This is a genomic window from Lentzea sp. NPDC051213 (assembly GCF_044455585.1).
Lineage (GTDB): Bacteria > Actinomycetota > Actinomycetes > Mycobacteriales > Pseudonocardiaceae > Lentzea.
The window spans coordinates 1,224,563-1,241,114 of record NZ_JBITEX010000002.1; the positions used below are offsets into that span (position 1 = coordinate 1,224,563).

The 16,552-nt window shown below is 69.9% G+C and carries 14 protein-coding genes; 9 read left to right on the top strand and 5 right to left on the bottom strand.

The window, feature by feature from the left end; translation table 11 throughout:
• Positions 1–4 precede the first annotated feature (4 nt).
• Together ACIA8G_RS12340 and ACIA8G_RS12345 are read right to left on the bottom strand one after the other, a co-directional pair.
• Positions 5–886 (bottom strand): fatty acid desaturase family protein, encoded by an 882-nt coding sequence (locus ACIA8G_RS12340; RefSeq protein ID WP_396418453.1) that lies wholly within the window; start codon positions 884–886, stop codon positions 5–7.
• 239 nt (positions 887–1,125) lie between these two features.
• Positions 1,126–2,904, bottom strand: a complete 1,779-nt coding sequence (locus ACIA8G_RS12345; RefSeq protein ID WP_396418454.1) for a hypothetical protein — start codon at positions 2,902–2,904, stop codon at positions 1,126–1,128.
• 140 nt (positions 2,905–3,044) lie between these two features.
• On the opposite strand from ACIA8G_RS12345, the gene ACIA8G_RS12350 reads away from it, so the two are divergent.
• From ACIA8G_RS12350 to ACIA8G_RS12375, 6 genes are read left to right on the top strand one after another with little or no spacing between them, the layout of a single operon-like run.
• Positions 3,045–4,034: a LacI family DNA-binding transcriptional regulator gene (locus ACIA8G_RS12350; protein WP_396418455.1), complete on the top strand. Its 990-nt coding sequence runs from the start codon at positions 3,045–3,047 to the stop codon at positions 4,032–4,034.
• A gap of 12 nt (positions 4,035–4,046) precedes the next feature.
• The gene (locus ACIA8G_RS12355; RefSeq protein ID WP_396418456.1) at positions 4,047–5,654 is read left to right on the top strand and encodes an FAD-dependent oxidoreductase; all 1,608 of its coding nucleotides are present in this window, start codon (positions 4,047–4,049) and stop codon (positions 5,652–5,654) included.
• Positions 5,655–5,668: 14 nt separating this feature from the next.
• Positions 5,669–6,883: an ABC transporter substrate-binding protein gene (locus ACIA8G_RS12360; protein WP_396418457.1), complete on the top strand. Its 1,215-nt coding sequence runs from the start codon at positions 5,669–5,671 to the stop codon at positions 6,881–6,883.
• On the top strand, positions 6,880–7,767 hold the full coding sequence (locus ACIA8G_RS12365; RefSeq protein ID WP_396418458.1) for a carbohydrate ABC transporter permease: 888 nt from the start codon (positions 6,880–6,882) through the stop codon (positions 7,765–7,767). Before ACIA8G_RS12360 ends, ACIA8G_RS12365 begins: the two co-directional genes overlap by 4 nt.
• Positions 7,757–8,581, top strand: a complete 825-nt coding sequence (locus ACIA8G_RS12370; RefSeq protein ID WP_396418459.1) for a carbohydrate ABC transporter permease — start codon at positions 7,757–7,759, stop codon at positions 8,579–8,581. Before ACIA8G_RS12365 ends, ACIA8G_RS12370 begins: the two co-directional genes overlap by 11 nt.
• Entirely contained in the window at positions 8,578–9,489 is a 912-nt protein-coding gene (locus tag ACIA8G_RS12375; RefSeq protein ID WP_396418460.1) for an alpha/beta hydrolase, read from the top strand. Before ACIA8G_RS12370 ends, ACIA8G_RS12375 begins: the two co-directional genes overlap by 4 nt.
• Positions 9,490–9,498: 9 nt before the next feature.
• Here ACIA8G_RS12375 and ACIA8G_RS12380 read toward each other — a convergent pair whose 3' ends face one another.
• Both ACIA8G_RS12380 and ACIA8G_RS12385 read right to left on the bottom strand, forming a co-directional pair.
• Complete coding sequence (locus tag ACIA8G_RS12380; protein ID WP_396418461.1) at positions 9,499–10,923, bottom strand: FAD-dependent oxidoreductase; 1,425 nt, start codon at positions 10,921–10,923, stop codon at positions 9,499–9,501.
• Positions 10,924–10,977: 54 nt separating this feature from the next.
• Positions 10,978–12,150, bottom strand: a complete 1,173-nt coding sequence (locus ACIA8G_RS12385; protein ID WP_396418462.1) for an MFS transporter — start codon at positions 12,148–12,150, stop codon at positions 10,978–10,980.
• Positions 12,151–12,192: 42 nt separating this feature from the next.
• Here ACIA8G_RS12385 and ACIA8G_RS12390 point away from each other — a divergent pair, with 42 nt between their 5' ends.
• Together ACIA8G_RS12390 and ACIA8G_RS12395 are read left to right on the top strand one after the other, a co-directional pair.
• On the top strand, positions 12,193–14,826 hold the full coding sequence (locus tag ACIA8G_RS12390) for a BTAD domain-containing putative transcriptional regulator (RefSeq protein ID WP_396418463.1): 2,634 nt from the start codon (positions 12,193–12,195) through the stop codon (positions 14,824–14,826).
• 26 nt (positions 14,827–14,852) lie between these two features.
• Positions 14,853–14,987: a hypothetical protein gene (locus ACIA8G_RS12395; RefSeq protein ID WP_396418464.1), complete on the top strand. Its 135-nt coding sequence runs from the start codon at positions 14,853–14,855 to the stop codon at positions 14,985–14,987.
• A 19-nt stretch (positions 14,988–15,006) separates the two neighbouring features.
• On the opposite strand, the gene ACIA8G_RS12400 is transcribed toward ACIA8G_RS12395, so the two are convergent.
• Positions 15,007–15,792 (bottom strand): DeoR/GlpR family DNA-binding transcription regulator, encoded by a 786-nt coding sequence (locus ACIA8G_RS12400; protein ID WP_396418465.1) that lies wholly within the window; start codon positions 15,790–15,792, stop codon positions 15,007–15,009.
• A 96-nt stretch (positions 15,793–15,888) separates the two neighbouring features.
• Between ACIA8G_RS12400 and ACIA8G_RS12405 the strand changes: the two genes are divergently transcribed.
• Complete coding sequence (locus ACIA8G_RS12405) at positions 15,889–16,551, top strand: hypothetical protein (protein WP_396418466.1); 663 nt, start codon at positions 15,889–15,891, stop codon at positions 16,549–16,551.
• The last annotated feature ends 1 nt before the right edge of the window (position 16,552 follow it).

The following is a 16,552-nucleotide window of genomic DNA, read 5'->3' on the forward strand; positions in this document are numbered from 1 at the left end:
CGGGTCACGCGTCGGCCCTCGCCGGCTTGTCCTGCTCCTGCGGCGAGGCCAGCGGCAGGAAGAGGGGATTGGTGAAGAAGCGCCGCAGGTAGGCCACCGTGAAGCTGCGCTCGTACGGGATCCCGCGGGACTGGAAGTCCTCACGGAGCACCTTGGCGACCTTGACCAGCCGCGGTCCCGGCACGTCCGGGTAGGCGTGGTGCTCGGCGTGCCGGTTGGCGCCGCTGAGGAACATCTGCCCGAAGGCGTCGCAGTCGAACGACGTGCACGCCTGCAGGGTGTCCTCGGCCACCAGCCCCTGGTGGTAGACCATGTCGTTCAGGCTGCCCAGCACCGATCCCGCCAGGATCGTCCACAGCAGGAAGTACCACTGCTCGTTCGGCAGCACCTGGCTGAGCAGCGCGTACAGCGCCACCGCGGCGATCGGTCCCCACAGGGCCCGGAGCACGCCGGTGTGCTTGAGCGCGATCATCGGCGCGCGGACCAGCAGGAAGATCGGCGCGCCGACGACCGACGCGACCGTGAGCAGCGCCATCGTCGCCGGTGCCGACCGCTTCGGGAAGATGATCTCCTGCGGATCGGCCTCCGTGCGGAACCGCGCGTGATGGGTCAGGTGCGCGGCGCGGTAGCCGGGGTACGACGTCCCGACGATGAGCGACATCGCCTCCCCGAGCAGCCGGTTGACCTTCCTGTTGGCCGCCAAGTGCCCGTGCGCGGACTCGTGCATCAACCCGAAGATGCCGATGAACTGGAGTGCCCCGAAAATGATGCAAAAGACCTGGACGGGCACGGTGAACGGGCCGGAATACGTCGACCCGAAGATGATCGAAAAGACGAGCATCGCCAGATAGGCGATCAGCTTCCACTTCTGCCAGGAAACAGGCACGAAATGCTCCGGGGACAACCCTCCCCGGCGCCTGGACACAGGCACCACTGCGACACCCCCACCCCCATGGAGCTGCGGCACGCCCACCCCCAGGAGTGCCATTCAGCAATGACCGACACTACCTGGAGGCGGGCTTGAGTGCAGAGAATTGCGGGGGTGCGGCGGAAAATACGCCTGATGGCCTAGGTGACCGCGCTACGCCATTCGACGTGGAATGTTTCCATTGTTTGACGCGGCAGTTATGAACGCAGAACCGAGATCGTCACCGTGAAGGCTCCGCTGTGCGGCACGGTCAGGATGAATATCCGGCGGCCTGGATAGGTGATCGTCGACGCTGGCCGCAGGTCCGGGGTCAGCGACTGCGCCCAGTCGAACCGCAGCGCCACCTTGCCGCGGGTGAGGGTGAGCCCGCGCGAGTCCAGTTCGACGATGTCGGAATCCTTCACCACCAACGGGATCTGCTCGACGGCCGCGGCGTTCGCGGTGACCGTGCGGGTGATCCGGTCGGCCGCGACGGTCACCTCGGTGACCACCGATCCGCTCGGCGTCCGGTACCGGAAGCGGTACGGCTCGCCGCCGAGGAACTCGGCCTCCTGCGGCCCGTTGGCGTCGGGGACCTGGCCGGAGAACACGGTGGCCCAGCAGGCGTGGTTGTTGTTGTTCATCGACTGCACGACCGTGCCCGCCACCGGGTGCCACAGGAACGTGAGTCCGGTGCGGGCCAACGTGGTCGCGCGCCTGGTCCCGAAGTAGCCGCCCAGGTAGAACTGCGGCCTGCGCAGGAACAGGAAGTCCTGGCCCTGGTCGCTGCGGATCTCGGTGAACCGCGCCCGCCGGTAGGGCAGTCGCGCGATGGCCGCGGTCCGGGCGGCGCAGGTGGGGTAGCGCTCGTCGTAGATCGCGTGCGCCAGAATCCGGGGTGAGGTGTCCGGCTTGACCAGTGCGGGCACGGGCGCCGGGTTCGCCGCCCACGTCGCGCGCGCGGCCGCGAGGTCCTCCCGGCTGGACATGAACGCGGCCAGGGCCGGCACCGCGGGCACGAACTGGTTGTTCAGCGCGGTGCGTTCGGGATCGGGGCGCACATCGGCGTAGAACTTCGACGTGGTGCGGGAGTTCGGTGCGACGTTGGCGAACCAGCCGGAGCCGTCCGGTTCGCGCAGCAGGTTGTAGCCGAGCCAGTCGGTGTACCTGCGGGTCATGGTCACGAGGGTGGCGTCGTCGGACTGCCGCCACGCGTCGGCCAATTCCGGCAGCATCACCTCGAAGTTGTAGTTCGTGTCCGCGCCGGTCTCCTCGTAGAAGTACCCGGCCGGGCTCTGCCCGGTGGCGGCGAGCCGGGTGAAGGCCTCGGTCAGTCGTTGCCGCAGAACGGGATCCGGGTTCTGCCTGAGTGCGAGGGCCGAGCCCGCGAGCCCCGCGGTGACCTGGTTGGAGAAGTGGATCTTCGGCTGCCACACGGTGCCGTTGGCCGGGTTGAGGAACCACGTCATCGCGCGCTGCAGCGCGGCGGTGATCTGGGTCTGCCGCGCCGCCAGCACGCCGGCCCGGCTCAGCAGGGTGTTGGTCTTGCTCAGGTATCCCATCGCGAAACCGGTCGCCGCCAGCGAGTGCTCGGTCGGCGAATACTCCGGCCACGAGCCGTCGGCGTGCTGCAGCCCGAGGTAGTGGCCGAGGGCGCGGTCGAGGGCGGACAGCAGCTCCGCGTTGCCGCGGTAGGGGTTCCACGTGCGGGACTGCGTCGCGAACAACGCGAGGGTGTAGACGTGCTCCTGGACGCGGGCGTTGTACGACACGTTCGGGCTGCGCCACCAGCCACCGCCGAAGAAGCCGCCGGGCTCCATGTCGGAGAGCATCGGCGACACCGCCATCAGGTACGGCGCGAAGCGCTGTTCCGCGGGCGCGAACTGGCGGCGGTCCGGCGTCACCGGTGGCAGGGCGAGAGCGCGTCCCGGCAGGGCGGCGAGCAGTCCGAGCGCGGTGGCGCCGGTGATCAGGCTGCGTCGGCTGAATGAGTTCACGGGCCTACCTCCTTCGAGGCAGACCTTCACGTGTGCCGCCGTCCGCGTCAAGGAGCTAATTCGAATTATTGCAGGCTTGACGGGCGGGGTGGCGGCGTCGCAGAATCCGTGCCAATTCGAATTGGCACTCGGGAGTGCTCATGACCCGTCGTCTCACCCAGCAGGACATCGCCCGGATGGCAGGCGTCAGCCAGGCGACGGTGTCGCTGGTGCTCAACAACCGGCAGGACGGCAACGTCCGCATCGCGCCGGAGACCCGTGCGCGGGTGCTGGAGGTGATCCGCCGGACCGGCTACGTGGCGAACCCGATCGCGCGCAGGCTGCACGACCGGCGCAACCGCATCCTCGGCGTGTTCACCTACGAGGCGGTGTTCCCGAGCACCAAGGCGGACTTCTACCAGCCGTTCCTCGAGGGCATCGAGGAGCAGGCCGAGAACATCGGCTGCGACCTGCTGCTGTTCACCAGCGCCAAGGCGGCGGGACAGCGGCGGCGGATCTTCAGCGACGACAGCAGGGTCCGGCTCGCCGACGGCTGTCTGCTGCTCGGCCGCACCGTCGACCGCGACGACCTGGCGCAACTGCTCAGGGAAGGCGTCCCGTTCGTCTCGATCGGACGGCGTGACGACGCGGGCGGGCCGGTGCCGCACGTCGGCGCCGACTACGTCACGGCGGTGCGCGACCTGGTGCGGCGCGCGGTCGCGCTCGGACACCGCAAGCTCGCCTACGTCGGTCCGGGCTCGGGTGCCGAGTCGTCCGCGGACCGGTTGCGCGGGTTCCGCGAAGCCGTTGCCGCACGGGGCGTCGAAGGCTTGCACGTGCAGATGGCGTCGCTCGATCTGTTGCGCGAGTCGGGCGTCACCGCCGTGCTCACCGAGGAGGTATCCGACGGCGCCGCACTGGTCTTGGCCGCCCGCGAGCGTGGCCTGTCGGTCCCGGGCGACCTGTCCGTGATGATGCTCGGCGCGGCCACCCGCCCGGCGCCGGAAGACCTGGCGCTCACCGGTTTCCGCATTCCCCGGCGCGAGATGGGCCGCCGGGCGGTGCAGGCGCTCACCGAGGTGCTCGAACACGGCACCTCCCCGCAAGAACTTCTCGCCTGCGAGTTCGTCGAGGGTTCGACGCTCGGCTGATCTGGAGGAACCTTGCTCGACCATGTTTCTGGGGACGTCGTCGTCGTTGGCGGCGGACTCGGCGGTGTCGCCGCGGCACTCGCCCTGTTGCGCGCCGGGCGCCGAGTCGTGCTCACCGAGGAGTTCGACTGGCTCGGCGGGCAGCTCACCAGCCAGGCCGTGCCGCCCGACGAGCACAGCTGGGTGGAACGGTTCGGCGTCACGGCCTCGTACCGCGCGCTGCGCGACGGCATCCGCGACCACTACCGCCGCAACTACCCGCTGACCCCGCGCGCGAGGGCCTGGCGTGAGCTCAACCCCGGCGCCGGCAACGTGAGCAGGCTCTGCCACGAGCCGCGCGTGGCCGTGGCGGTGATCGACGAGATGCTCGCCCCGTTCCGCGGCAGCGGCCTGCTCACCGTGCTGCAGCCGTACCGGCCCGTGGCCGCGCGCTCCGACGGAGACCGCATCACGTCCGTGACCGTCGAGCACCGCGACAGCGGTGAGCGGATCGAGCTCTCCGCGCCGTACGTGCTCGACGCGACCGAGACCGGTGAACTGCTTCCGTTGTCCGGCACGGAGTACGTGACCGGGTTCGAGTCCACACTGGACACCGGGGAGCCGAGTGCGCCCGAGGTGGCGCAGCCGGCGAACATGCAGGCGATGTCGGTCTGCTTCGCGATCGACCACATCGACGGCGACCACACGATCGACAAGCCTGCGCGGTACGACTTCTGGCGCACCTACCAGCCGTCGTACTGGGGCGACCGGATGCTGTCGTTCCGCTCGCCCGACCCGCGCACGCTGTCCATCGCCGAGCGCACCTTCACGCCGAACCCGGACGACGACCCGTTCTCGGTCGTGTCCGACCAACGCCTCAGCGCCGGAGACGGCAACCTGTGGACGTTCCGCCGGATCGCCGCGCGCCGCAACTTCGTCGAAGGCGCCTACGCCAGCGACATCTGCCTGGTGAACTGGCCGATGATCGACTACTTCGAGTCGCCGGTCATCGACGTGCCCGATGCCGAAGCGCACTTCGCCGCGGCACGGGAGCTGTCCCGTTCGGTGCTGTACTGGCTGCAGACCGAGGCGCCGCGCCAGGACGGCGGCACCGGCTTCCCCGGCCTGCGGCTGCGCGGTGACGTCACCGGCGGCGCGGACGGCCTCGCCCAGGCGCCGTACATCCGCGAGTCGCGCCGGATCCGTGCCGAGTACACGATCGTCGAACAGGACCTCTCGCTCGCCGTGCGCGGTGACAAGGGCGCGGTGGAGCACGAGGACGCCGTCGGCGTCGGCATGTACCGCATCGACCTGCACCCGTCCACGGGCGGCGACAACTACCTCGACGTGGCGAGCTGCCCGTTCGAGATCCCGCTCGGCGCGCTGATCCCCCAGCGCGTGGAGAACCTGCTGCCCGCGGGCAAGAACATCGGCACCACCCACATCACCAACGGTTCCCACCGGCTGCACCCGGTCGAGTGGAACATCGGCGAGGTCGCCGGCGCACTTGCCGACTTCTGCCTCGCGCACCGCGTCACCCCTCGCGCCGTGCGCAACACCCCAGGCCTGCTCGCGGAGTTCCAGCACCGGCTGGACCGCGACGGGGTAGAGCTCCGCTGGCCGGACGTGTCCGGTTACTAAGGGAGACAACAACAATGACAACGCTGTCGAAGCTCACGACCCTCCTCGTCGCCGGAACCCTCGCCCTCACGGCCTGCAGCGGGTCCACCGCGCAGTCCGGGCCGAAGTCGCTGCGCATGACCGTGTGGACGGCCAACGAGGCGCATCTCAAGCTGCTCAACGGAATCGCAGACGAGTACAAGGCGTCCCACCCGGACATCACGGAGATCAAGTTCGACTCGATCCCGTCCGACGGCTACACGACGACGCTCACCACCCAGATCGCCGGCGGCAACGCGCCGGACCTGGCGTGGATCCTCGAGGAGTCGGCGCCGGACTTCGTCGCCTCCGGTGCCCTCGCGCCGATCCGCGGCAAGGTCGAGAAGGTCGACGAGCTGGTGCCGTCGGCGACGAGGCTGTGGGAGAAGAACGGCGAGCTGTTCGCCTACCCGTTCTCCACCTCGCCGTTCGGGCTGTTCGTCAACACGAGCCTGATCAAGGACGTGCCGCCGAACTGGACCTGGGACCAGGCGATCGCCGCGGCCGCCGCCTCCGGCAAGGGCCTGGTGCTGCCGGACTTCAAGTACCAGAACTGGGCCGTGCTGTCGGCGATCTGGCGCGGGTGGGGTGCGAACGCGTGGAGCGACGACGGCCGCACGTGCGGGTTCGCCAGCCCGGAGATGAAGGCCGCGATGTCGTTCGTCCACAAGGCGATCTTCACCGACAAGGCCATCCCCGGACCGGGCACGACCGTGGACTTCTTCGCGGGCAACGCCGCGATGGCGGTCAGCCAGATCTCGCGGGCGGGTGCGTTGAAGGACGCCAAGTTCACCTGGACGCTGGTGCCGCTGCCCTCCGGTCCGAAGGGTGACTACGCGGTGATCGGGCAGGCCGGTGTCGGCGTCATGAAGCGCTCGAAGAACGTCGAGGCCGCCTCGGACTTCCTCGGGTTCATGACCAACGAGGCCAACTCGGCGAAGCTCGCGCAGTTCTTCCCGTCGGTGCGGTCGTCGTTGCTCAACGCCGAGACGCTGGCCAAGAGCAACCCGCTGATCAGGCCGGAACAGCTGCAGTCGGTCGTCGTCGAGGGCATCAGCAAGGGTGTGGTGAAGCCGAGCCACCAGGGACAGGAAGAGCTGAACCAGACGATCCGCGCGGCGCTGGACCCGTTGTGGAAGGCCGACGCCGACGTCGGCGGCGTGCTGGACGCGGTGTGCACGAAGATCAAGCCACTGCTGGAGCGCAAGTGACGTGGTGGACCTACCGCAGGCGTGACAACCTGGTCGGCTACCTGTTCGTCGCGCCCGCGCTGCTCGGCAGCATCGCGTTCGTGCTCGTACCACTCGGGTTGGTCGGCTGGTACAGCCTCAACGAGTGGAACGTTCTCGGCGGCACGTTCGAGTTCATCGGCGCCGAGAACTACGAACGCCTGCTGGCGGACGAGAAGCTGCGCGAGTCGCTGGTGGCGACGGCGTGGTTCGCGGCGGGCCTGGTGGTGCTCAACCTGTCGCTCGCGCTGCTTCTCGCCGTGCTGCTGAACCAGAAGCTACGCGGCACCACGTTCTTCCGCACGCTGTTCTTCTCGCCCGTGCTGGTGTCACTGGTGGCGTGGACGCTGGTCTGGCAGCTGATGCTCCAGCCGGAGGGCAGCGTGAACGACCTGCTCGGCGTCCTCGGCATCGAGGGCCCGAACTGGCTGCGCACCGACGCCGGCGCGATGGTCTCGGTGATCGTCGTGCAGGTGATCAAGAACGTCGGGCTGAACATGGTGCTGTTCCTCGCGGCGCTGCAAGGGGTGCCCGCCCCGTTGTACGAGGCGGCGAAGCTCGACGGCGCGGGCGCGTGGACCCGGTTCCGCCGCATCACGATTCCGTTGATCAGCCCGACGATCCTGCTCACGTCGATCATCACGATCGTCGGTTCGCTGCAGGTGTTCGCGCAGATCGCGGTGCTCACCCAGGGCGGTCCCGGCACGTCGACGACCGTGTTGATCTACTACCTGTACCAGCAGGCGTTCCAGTTCCACCACTTCGGCTACGGCGCGACGATCTCGGTGCTGCTGTTCGTCATCGTCGCCGCTCTCACCCTGCTGCAGTGGCGGATGCGCCGGAAGTGGGTGCTGCATGAGGCCTAGGGCCAAGATCGCGCTGTACGGACTGCTCTGCCTGCTGTGCGTGCCGTTCGTGTTCCCGACGTGGTGGATGATCACTTCGTCGATGAAGCCGATCAGCGAGATCTTCTCCGAGTCGTTGCTGCCGGTCGACCCGACGGTCTCCACGTACTCGCAGGTGTTCCAGCTGCAGCCGTTCGGGCAGCAGTACTGGAACAGCCTGTACATCGCGGTGATCGTCACCGTCGGCACGATGGCGGTCGCGGCGATGGCGGGATACGCGTTCGCGCGCATCCGGTTCCCCGGCCAGAACGTGCTGTTCGTGGTGGTGCTGGTCGGCCTGCTCATCCCGAGCGAGGTGACGATCGTGCCGTTGTTCCAGCTCTTCCAGTCGATCGGGCTGACGAACACGCACTGGCCGTTGATCATCGTGCCGGTGTTCGGCGCGCCGTGTGTGCTGGCGATCTTCATCATGCGCCAGTTCTTCATCGCGCTGCCGGGGGAACTGGAGGAGGCGGCGCGCATGGACGGTCTCGGCCGGGCCGGGATCTTCTACCGCGTCGCGCTACCGCTGTCCCGGCCCGCGCTGGGTGCCGTCGCGATCTTCACGTTCCTGCACTCGTGGAACCTCTACCTGGAACCGATCGTGTACCTGTCCACCCCGGACATGTTCACGCTGCCGCAGGCGCTGCCCCAGTTCACCGACATCTACGCCGGTCCGATGTGGAACGTGCAGCTCGCTGCCGCCACGATGACCGCGGTGCCGATCCTGATCGTGTTCGTGCTGGCACAACGGCAGTTCATCGAGGGCCTCGCGCACACCGGGGTGAAGGGGTGAGACCGCCGATCGACGAGGAGATCGCCGCTTCGGTGGATCTCGCCCGGCCGCGGCTGGAGCGGTCGGGCATCGCGATGGCACGGGAGAACGCGCGGAGCGCCACTGATGCCGAACTTTCCCGTGGTGGCACGGTGACGTTCACCGAGGCCGACGCCGACGGGATGCCGGTGCTGGTGCTGCGCCCGGTCGACACGACCGGACCCTCGGTGCTCTACCTGCACGGCGGGGGAATGGTCGCCGGCACCCGGCGGACGGACCTGCACGTGCTGGCCGAGTGGGTGTCCGCGCTGGGGATCGTGCTGGTGTCGCCGGAGTACCGGCTGGCCCCCGAACACCCGCATCCGGCACCGTCGCGAGACTGCTTCCGAGCGCTGGAGTGGATGACGCGCAACGGTTTCGGCTCACCGGTCGTGGCCGGCACGTCCGCGGGCGGCGGGCTGGCGGCGGCGGTGACGCTGATGGCCCGTGACTTCGGCGGCCCACCGGTGCGCGGCCAGCTGCTGATGTGCCCGATGCTGGACGACCGGTGCGAAACCCCGTCCAGCCACGAGTTCCCCGACGGCAACACCTGGGTGCGCACGTCCAACATCACCGGGTGGACGGCGTTGCTCGGCGCCGCCCGTGGCGGTCCGGACGTGTCGCCCTACGCCGCGCCCGCCCGTGCCAGGAGTGTGGCCGGCCTGCCGCCCACGTACCTCGACGTGGGCTCGGCCGACCTGTTCCGCGACGAGACCGTCGACTACGCCGCCCGGCTGTGGCGCGCGGGCGGGGACGCCGAGCTGCACGTGTGGCCGGGCGGGTGTCACGGGTTCGACCAGCTGGTGCCGGAGGCGGTGCTGTCCCGCCGGGCCCGCGCGGCGCGGATCGAGTGGTTGAGCCGGCTGCTCCGCCCGGAACTCCTGTCCTGACGCTTGTGTCTAGTGCGGAACCGCCTGGGCGAACGCGAACACCCGGTCTGGGTCGTACTTCACGGCCACCTCTCGCAGCCTTGCGAGGTTGGCGCCGTAGTACGCCTCGGCCCACTTCGGCAGCTGCGGGTCGATGTAGTTGACGTAGCTCGCGTCACCCACGAGAGCGCCGAGCCCGTCGCGGATCTGGCCGAGCGTGCGGGAGGCTTCCGCAGCCGCCTCAGGTGGTGTCTTGAGGTAGATCTGCGCGCAGGCGAGAGCCGAGCGGTGCGGGAAGGCGGTGGCCTCCGGCGCGACGCCGGCCACCGCACCGCCCAGCCCGTCGAAGATCAGGTACGTCTCGTCGGACTGCCCGGCCAGCAGGTTCACCGCCTTGGCGGTGTCGCCGATCGGCTCCCGCACGATGCGCGACGACGCCACGAACGACTCGTGCTCGATCCCGCTGCCCGCGAAGTACTGCGTGGCCTCGGCGTAGCTCTTCGGCTGGATGAACCGCGACGCGGGCGCGGGCAAGCCGGCCAGCAGGGCGGCGAGCTCGGCGACGTTGCCGACGAAACAGCCGCCGATGTGGCAGTTCGGCTGCGCGCCACCGCGCACTGCAACGTTGGCCCACATCTCGTTGGGCGTCTGCGTGATCCACTCCTGCCACGCCCCGAGCGCCTCCGCGGCGGCACCCGCGCCGTACTGAAGTGAGAAGACGGCGACATCAGGCGCAGGCACCGTGGTGAACACGAACTCGGTGACGATCCCGAAGTTGCCGCCGCCACCGCCCCGCAACGCCCAGAACAGGTCAGGCTCCTGCTGGGCGGACGCCGTGACCAGCCGCCCATCGGCCGTGACGACGGTCGCCGACACCAGGTGATCGCACGTCAGTCCGTACTTGCGGGCGAGAACGCCGATGCCGCCCCCGAGCGTCAGCCCGGCAACGCCGACGGACGGGCAGGTCCCGGTGGGCAGTGCCCTGCCCGAGGCCGCGAGCACCCTGGCAACCTCGCCGAGCTGGACACCCGCGCCGATCCGCACCTGGTCGCCGGGCAGCACCTCGACTCCGGCCATCCCGCGCAGGTCGACCTGCAGCCCGTTCTCCGGCGTGGAGTAGCCCGCGTAGCTGTGACCGCCGCTGCGTGCGGCGATCGGTGCACGCAGCCGTGCCACTTCCACGCAGGCCTGGACGTCCGCGGCAGACGTGCACCGGGCGACGGCGGCGGGCTTGCGGTTGTCCCACACCGGGTTGAAGCCCTGGTAGGCGAAGCCGTCGTCGCCGGCCAGCACGAGCCGGCCCGACAGCCGGGAACGCAGGGCGGTCCAGTCCGGCGGTCCACTCGGGACGGACGAACTGGACGGGGGTGTCGCGACCGGCGGGCTGGAGCAGGCGGCGAGGACCGCGCCCGCGCTCGTCAGCCCCGCTACCTGGAGGAACCTGCGTCGATCCACGACCACCACCCTTTCCACTGACGCATGGTGGTACGTCGTGATCAGTTGGGAGGTTCAACGCGCCGTACCCGCGGCCATCGCCGTGGTCGCCGACCGGAACCGTGAGCAGGCGAACGTCACCGCGGTGAGGGCGAACCCGGCCGTCGCGACCGCCAGCGCGACCCGGTGGCCCGCCGTGTCCGCGAGCAGGCCTCCCAGCGGCGCGCCGATCGTGACCATGCCCCAGTTGAGCGAGCGGATGGTGGCGTTCATCCGTCCCTGCAACCGGTCCGGCGTGACGGCCTGCCGGTAGGCGAGCGTGCTCGGGCTCTCGACGCAGATGCCGAACCAGAACAGGAACTGACCGGCGGCGGCCCCGGCCCAGTCCTGCGACACGGCGATCAGTCCGAACGCGACGATCGGCAGGAACCGCGCGGTGACGGCCGCGCGCCCCAGCCCCAGCCGGTCTGCGATCCGCGTCGAAACGGCACCGCCGAGCACGCCACCGACACCGGCCGCGGCGAGCGTGGCGCCGAGCTCGAACGGGCTGAGCCCCAGCACTTGCGTGGCGAACGGGACGTACACCGCGCCCGCCGCCGCGGAGAAGATCATCCACGCGTGCGTGTTGAGTGCGAGCGCACGCAACATCGGGTGCCCGTAGACCCAGGCGAGGCCTTCGCGAATGGTGCCGCGTCTGTCGGGTGCCGGTGGTTCCTCCGTTTTGAGCGTGGCCAGCAGCAGACCGGACACCAGGTACGACACCGCGTCCAGCACGATCGACAACGGTGCGCCGAGCGCGCCGACCAGCCCGCCCCCGACGAGTGGGCCCGTCGCGGCGGCCGCGGATCCGGTCTGCGCGAGGCGGGCGTTGGCGTGGGGCAGGCGCGCCCGGTCGACCAGCCGGGGCAGGAACGACTGGGACGCGACGTCGTGGCCGAGTGACAGCAGTCCGACGAGGAAGACGACGACGAGCAGCACCGTCAGGTCGCGCACGAACAGCGCGGCGGTCGCCAGCAGCACCGCCCGGCCCAGATCCGCCGTCACCAGGACCGGCAGCCGCCGCCAGCGGTCGATCAACGCCCCCGCGAGCAGCCCGAACAGCAGGTACGGCGCCCAGCGAGCGGCGTTGAGCAGGCCGACGTCGGTCGCCGAGCCGTGCAGGGTGACCAGAACGAACAAGGGCATCGCGAGGGCCGTGACCTGCGTGCCGAACTCGGACGCCGTAACAGCGGTCCAGAAGCGGTTCATGATCCGCAGCGTGGCGTTCGCAGGATGTGCGAATGTTGTGGCGTGGAGTTCGTGCTGCTCGGACCCGTTGAGGCTGGGGTGGACCTCGGTCCGCTGCGGCAGCGCGCGGTGCTCGCGGCAGTGCTGCTGGACACGCCCGTGCCCGTCGACCGGCTGGCCGAACGCGTGTGGGGACCCGACGTGCCGCGAACGGCGCGGCGCACCCTGTTCAGCTACCTGTCCCGGCTGAGATCGGCCGGGGTGCCGTTGGTGCGCACGCCCGCCGGATATCTCGTGTCACCGTCCACTGTGGATGTTATTGAGTTTCGATCGCTAGTGGCTGCGGGACGCTTCGAAGAGGCTTTGGCCCTGTGGCGAGGGGAGCCGTTCGCGGAGCTCGACTCGCCGTGGTTCACGTCGATGCGCGCGACCCTGTACCGCGAACGCGAGGCGGCCGAGCTGGAACTGGTCGACTCGGCATTGCGCGCTGGTACCCCGATCGACCTCGTGGGCCTGGCCGCGCGGTGTGCGGAACGGCCGTTGGACGAGCGGCTCGCCGCCCAGTACCTGGTGGCGCTGCACCGCGCCGGGCGCACGGCCGACGCGTTGGAGCACTACCGGCGGACCCGGCAGGTGCTGCTCGACGAGCTGGGTGTGGAGCCGGGACCGTTGCTGTGCCAACGTCATGTGGAGGTCCTCGGGCCTCAGCAACTTCCCGCGCGGCCCCTTGCGTTCGTCGCACGGGAGTCCGACCTCGCGCGGATTTCTGCTGGCCGGATCTCGGTGATCAGCGGGCCAGGCGGGGTGGGCAAGACGTGGCTCGCGCTGTGCTGGGCGCATCGTGGCCGGTTCCAGGATGGCTCGTTGTACGCCGACCTGCGCGGCTTCGATCCGGCTCGGGCTCCGGTGTCGTTCGAGGTGGTGCTGCGCGGGTTTCTGGTCGCTCTTGGGGTGGCGGAGCCGCCGGCTTCTACGGATGAGCAGGTGGCTTTGTACCGGACGATCACGGCTGGCAAGCAGCTGCTCGTGGTGCTGGACAACGCTCGTGACGCTGCCCAGGTCGTGCCGTTGTTGCCTGGGGCGTCGGCGACTGTGTTGGTGACCAGTCGGAATCGGTTGCACGGGTTGGTCAGTGGGCACGGTGCTCGGGCGGTGCCGTTGGCCGCGTTGGGGGCGGAGGATGCTCGGCGGGTGCTGCGGGCGCACCTCGGCGGCGGTCGCCGTGTGGTCGGGGCAGATCTTGGCGGGGAGGCTGGCGCCCGCCGCGCACCCACGGCCGACCTCGGCGGGGAGGCTGGCGCCCGCCGCGCACCCACAGCCGACCTCGGTGGGAAGCCCGGCCGCCACGTCGCCCACCGCCCACGCACGGCCCACCCCGACCCAGACCCCAGCACCCACTGGGACGAGGTAGCCGACCTGTGCGGCGGCCTCCCACTAGCCCTGGGCATCGCCGCCGCCCGAGCCCAAGCCGTCCCCGACCTGGTCCGCGAACTACGCGAAGACCGCCTGGGAGCCCTGGACGGCGGCGACCTGACCGCGAACCTCCGCGCGGTCTTCTCCTGGTCCCTGCGCGCCCTGGACCCCAACGCCACCGAGGTCTTCGCCCTCCTCGGCCGAGCGCCCGGCCCGGACGTGGGCGTCGAGACCGTCAGAGCCATGGCCGGACGTGACGTCCGCACCGACCTGCGCCGCCTCGAAGACGCCCACCTCGTCGAGCAGCACCGTCCCGGCCGCTACCGGATGCACGACCTGGTCCGCATCCACGCGGCCGAACAGCCCGCGAGACCCGACGCCCACCGCAGGCTCGTCGACCACTACCTCGGCACGGCGTTCGCGGCTGACCGGCACCTGCAGCGCTACCGCCTGCCGATCGACATCACCCCGCGCCCGGCCCCCGCCGACCCGCTGGCCTGGTTCGCCGCCGAGCACGACTGCCTGCGGGCCACCCAGCAGCTGGCGGCCGAACTGGGCTGGGACGAGGACGTGTGGCGGCTGGCGTGGGTCCAGGACGGCTACCACTCGTGGCGTGGCCTCCTGCTCGACGCCCGCGCCGCGTGGACCGAAGGCCTCCAAGCCGCCGAACGCCTCGACGACCGCCAGGCCAGACACCTGGGCCACCGGGCCTTGGCCATCGCGCACTCCCAACTCGGCGACACCGAAGCCGCGTCCGAGCACCTCGACCGGGCGATGGAGCACGCGGACGGCATCAACGTCACCCACACCGAGTTCTCGATAGCCCGCGTCGCCGCCCACCGCGGCGACTACGCGAAAGCCCTGAAGCTGGCCGAGCGCGGCCTCAAGGCGTACGAACAGGCGGGCAACGACCTCTGGCTCGCCCTCGCCCACACCGCCGTCGGCTGGTTCTCGGTGCAGCTCGGCTCGACCGACGACACCCACATCCTGCGCGCGATCACGTTGTTCCAGGAACACGACGACCTGATCGGCGAGGCGGAGAACCTCGGCAACCTGGGCCACCTCCGGGCGGTGCAGGGGCGCGAGGACGAATCGCTCGGGCTCTACCAGCGGTCGCTGGAGCTGATGCGGCGTGCGGACAGCCCGTTCGGCGAGGCGATCACGCTGGAGGAGATGGGGCACGCCCTCAAGCTGCTCGGCCGTGACCCGTCCGCTGCCTACGCCGAGGCCGTCGAGCTGTATCGCGCGCAGTACCGGATGCACAAGGTGCTGGCGCTCGGCTAGCTCTGGTGATCGATGCAGTACGCAGAATGGCGACCGGGTCCTTCGCCGCCGACAAGGCCGAGAAGGTCGTGCGGTTCACCGCGAAGTCCGGGCGGTACCTGCGGTTGCGGGCGCTGAGCGAGATCAACGGCGGCCAGTGGATAGGCCCGTTGCGGGAATGACCGCGTTGCGTGACCTGACTTAGACCTGGATGACCCGGACACCTCGTTCGGTGAAGCGGCGGACGTCCTCGTCGCCGGCCTCGGTGTCGGTGACGAGGACGTCGATCACGCCGATCGGGCAGATCGCGGCGAACGCCCTGGCGCCGATCTTGGACGAGTCGGCCACCACGACCACGGTCTTCGCCCGGTCGGCCAGCAGCCGGTTGATCGCGGCCTCGCCCTCGTGGTGCGCGGAGGCACCCGCGTCGGGGTCGATCGCGTCCACGCCGAGCACGGTGATGTCGAGGCTCAGCTCCGCGAGGATCTTCTCCGCCAGCGGGCTCATCAGCTCGTAGGACTGCGACCGCACCACGCCACCGGTCACGACCAGCTTCACCTGGGGCCGCACGGCGAGTTCGTTCGCGATGTTCAGCGCGTTCGTGACCACGGTGATCGCGGTGTCGGCGTCAGTGCGCGCGACGTCCGCGCGCGTCGCGAGCGCCCTGGCGACCTCGGTGGTCGTGGTGCCGCCGTTCAGCCCGACCACGGCGGTGGGGTCGACCAGGTCGGCGGCGGCCTTGCCGATGCGCTGCTTCTGGTCCGCGTGGCGGACGGTCTTGTAGCGCAACGGCAGGTCGTACGCGACTGCGTGCGCCACCGCGCCGCCCCTGGTCCTGGTGAGCAGCTGCTGCTCGGCGAGGTGGTCCAGGTCGCGGCGGATGGTGGCGCCGGAGACCTGCAGCTCCTCGGCGATGCCGTCGACCTCGATCTTGCCGCGCACGCCGAGGATCTCCAGCAACGTGTTGAGCCGCTCGTATCGGTTCACATCGAACATCATCGCGCACTTTGTGCAGCCTCAGGTGTGCGATCGCGCAAAAGTGCGCAATGTTTGCGCACAACAGAGCGCTACTAGGCTCTCCGCGTGAAGCGACTCCTCGTGGCGACCCTCTGCCTGCTCGCGACCGCGTGCACCCTGACGCCGTCCACCCCTCCCACCTCCGCCCCGAAGTCGGCCGACGAGTCGCCGGCCGTCCGTGAAGCCCTGGCCGCGTACACGACGGCCGCGGTGGCCAAGGACGGCGCGACCGCCGTCACGGTGGTGGCGAGCACGTTCCTGAAGGTCTACGACGACGTCAGAAAGCTCGCGCTCACCGCGACCGAGCAGGAGCTCGCGGACGTGCCGGTGAGCAGGCGGGTCATCGCCTACGCGATGCGCGGCGACCTCGATGCCGCGACCTTGCGTTCCGCGTCCCCGAAGGACCTGGTGACGGCCGCCTTCAACAAGGGCCTGGTCAACGCGCAGAACACCGGCGGCATCGAGCTCGGAGCGGTCGCGGTCGACGGCGACGTCGCGTCGGCCGAGGTGCTCGTCAAGGGCGAGAAGGCGCCGTACAAGTTCCGGTTCCTGCGCGAGGACGGCAGGTGGAAGCTGGACCTCGAGCCGGTGCTCGCCCTCACCGACACCGCGCTGGCCGCGGTCGCGAAGCAGAAGAACGTGACCGTCGAGCAGCTGGTCGAGCAGGCGCTGGTCACGAAGTACGGCGCCGCGAAGGCCGCCGAGGTGCGCAAGCCGATCGGCGCCTGAC

Excerpts from the sequence above, each read along its gene's own strand:
- ACIA8G_RS12370 (WP_396418459.1), top strand. The coding sequence starts at position 7,757 with ATGAGGCCTAGGGCCAAGATCGCGCTGTACGGACTGCTCTGCCTGCTG.
- ACIA8G_RS12360 (WP_396418457.1), top strand. The coding sequence starts at position 5,669 with ATGACAACGCTGTCGAAGCTCACGACCCTCCTCGTCGCCGGAACCCTC.
- ACIA8G_RS12385 (WP_396418462.1), bottom strand. The coding sequence starts at position 12,150 with ATGAACCGCTTCTGGACCGCTGTTACGGCGTCCGAGTTCGGCACGCAG.
- ACIA8G_RS12350 (WP_396418455.1), top strand. The coding sequence starts at position 3,045 with ATGACCCGTCGTCTCACCCAGCAGGACATCGCCCGGATGGCAGGCGTC.
- ACIA8G_RS12395 (WP_396418464.1), top strand. The coding sequence starts at position 14,853 with ATGGCGACCGGGTCCTTCGCCGCCGACAAGGCCGAGAAGGTCGTGCGG.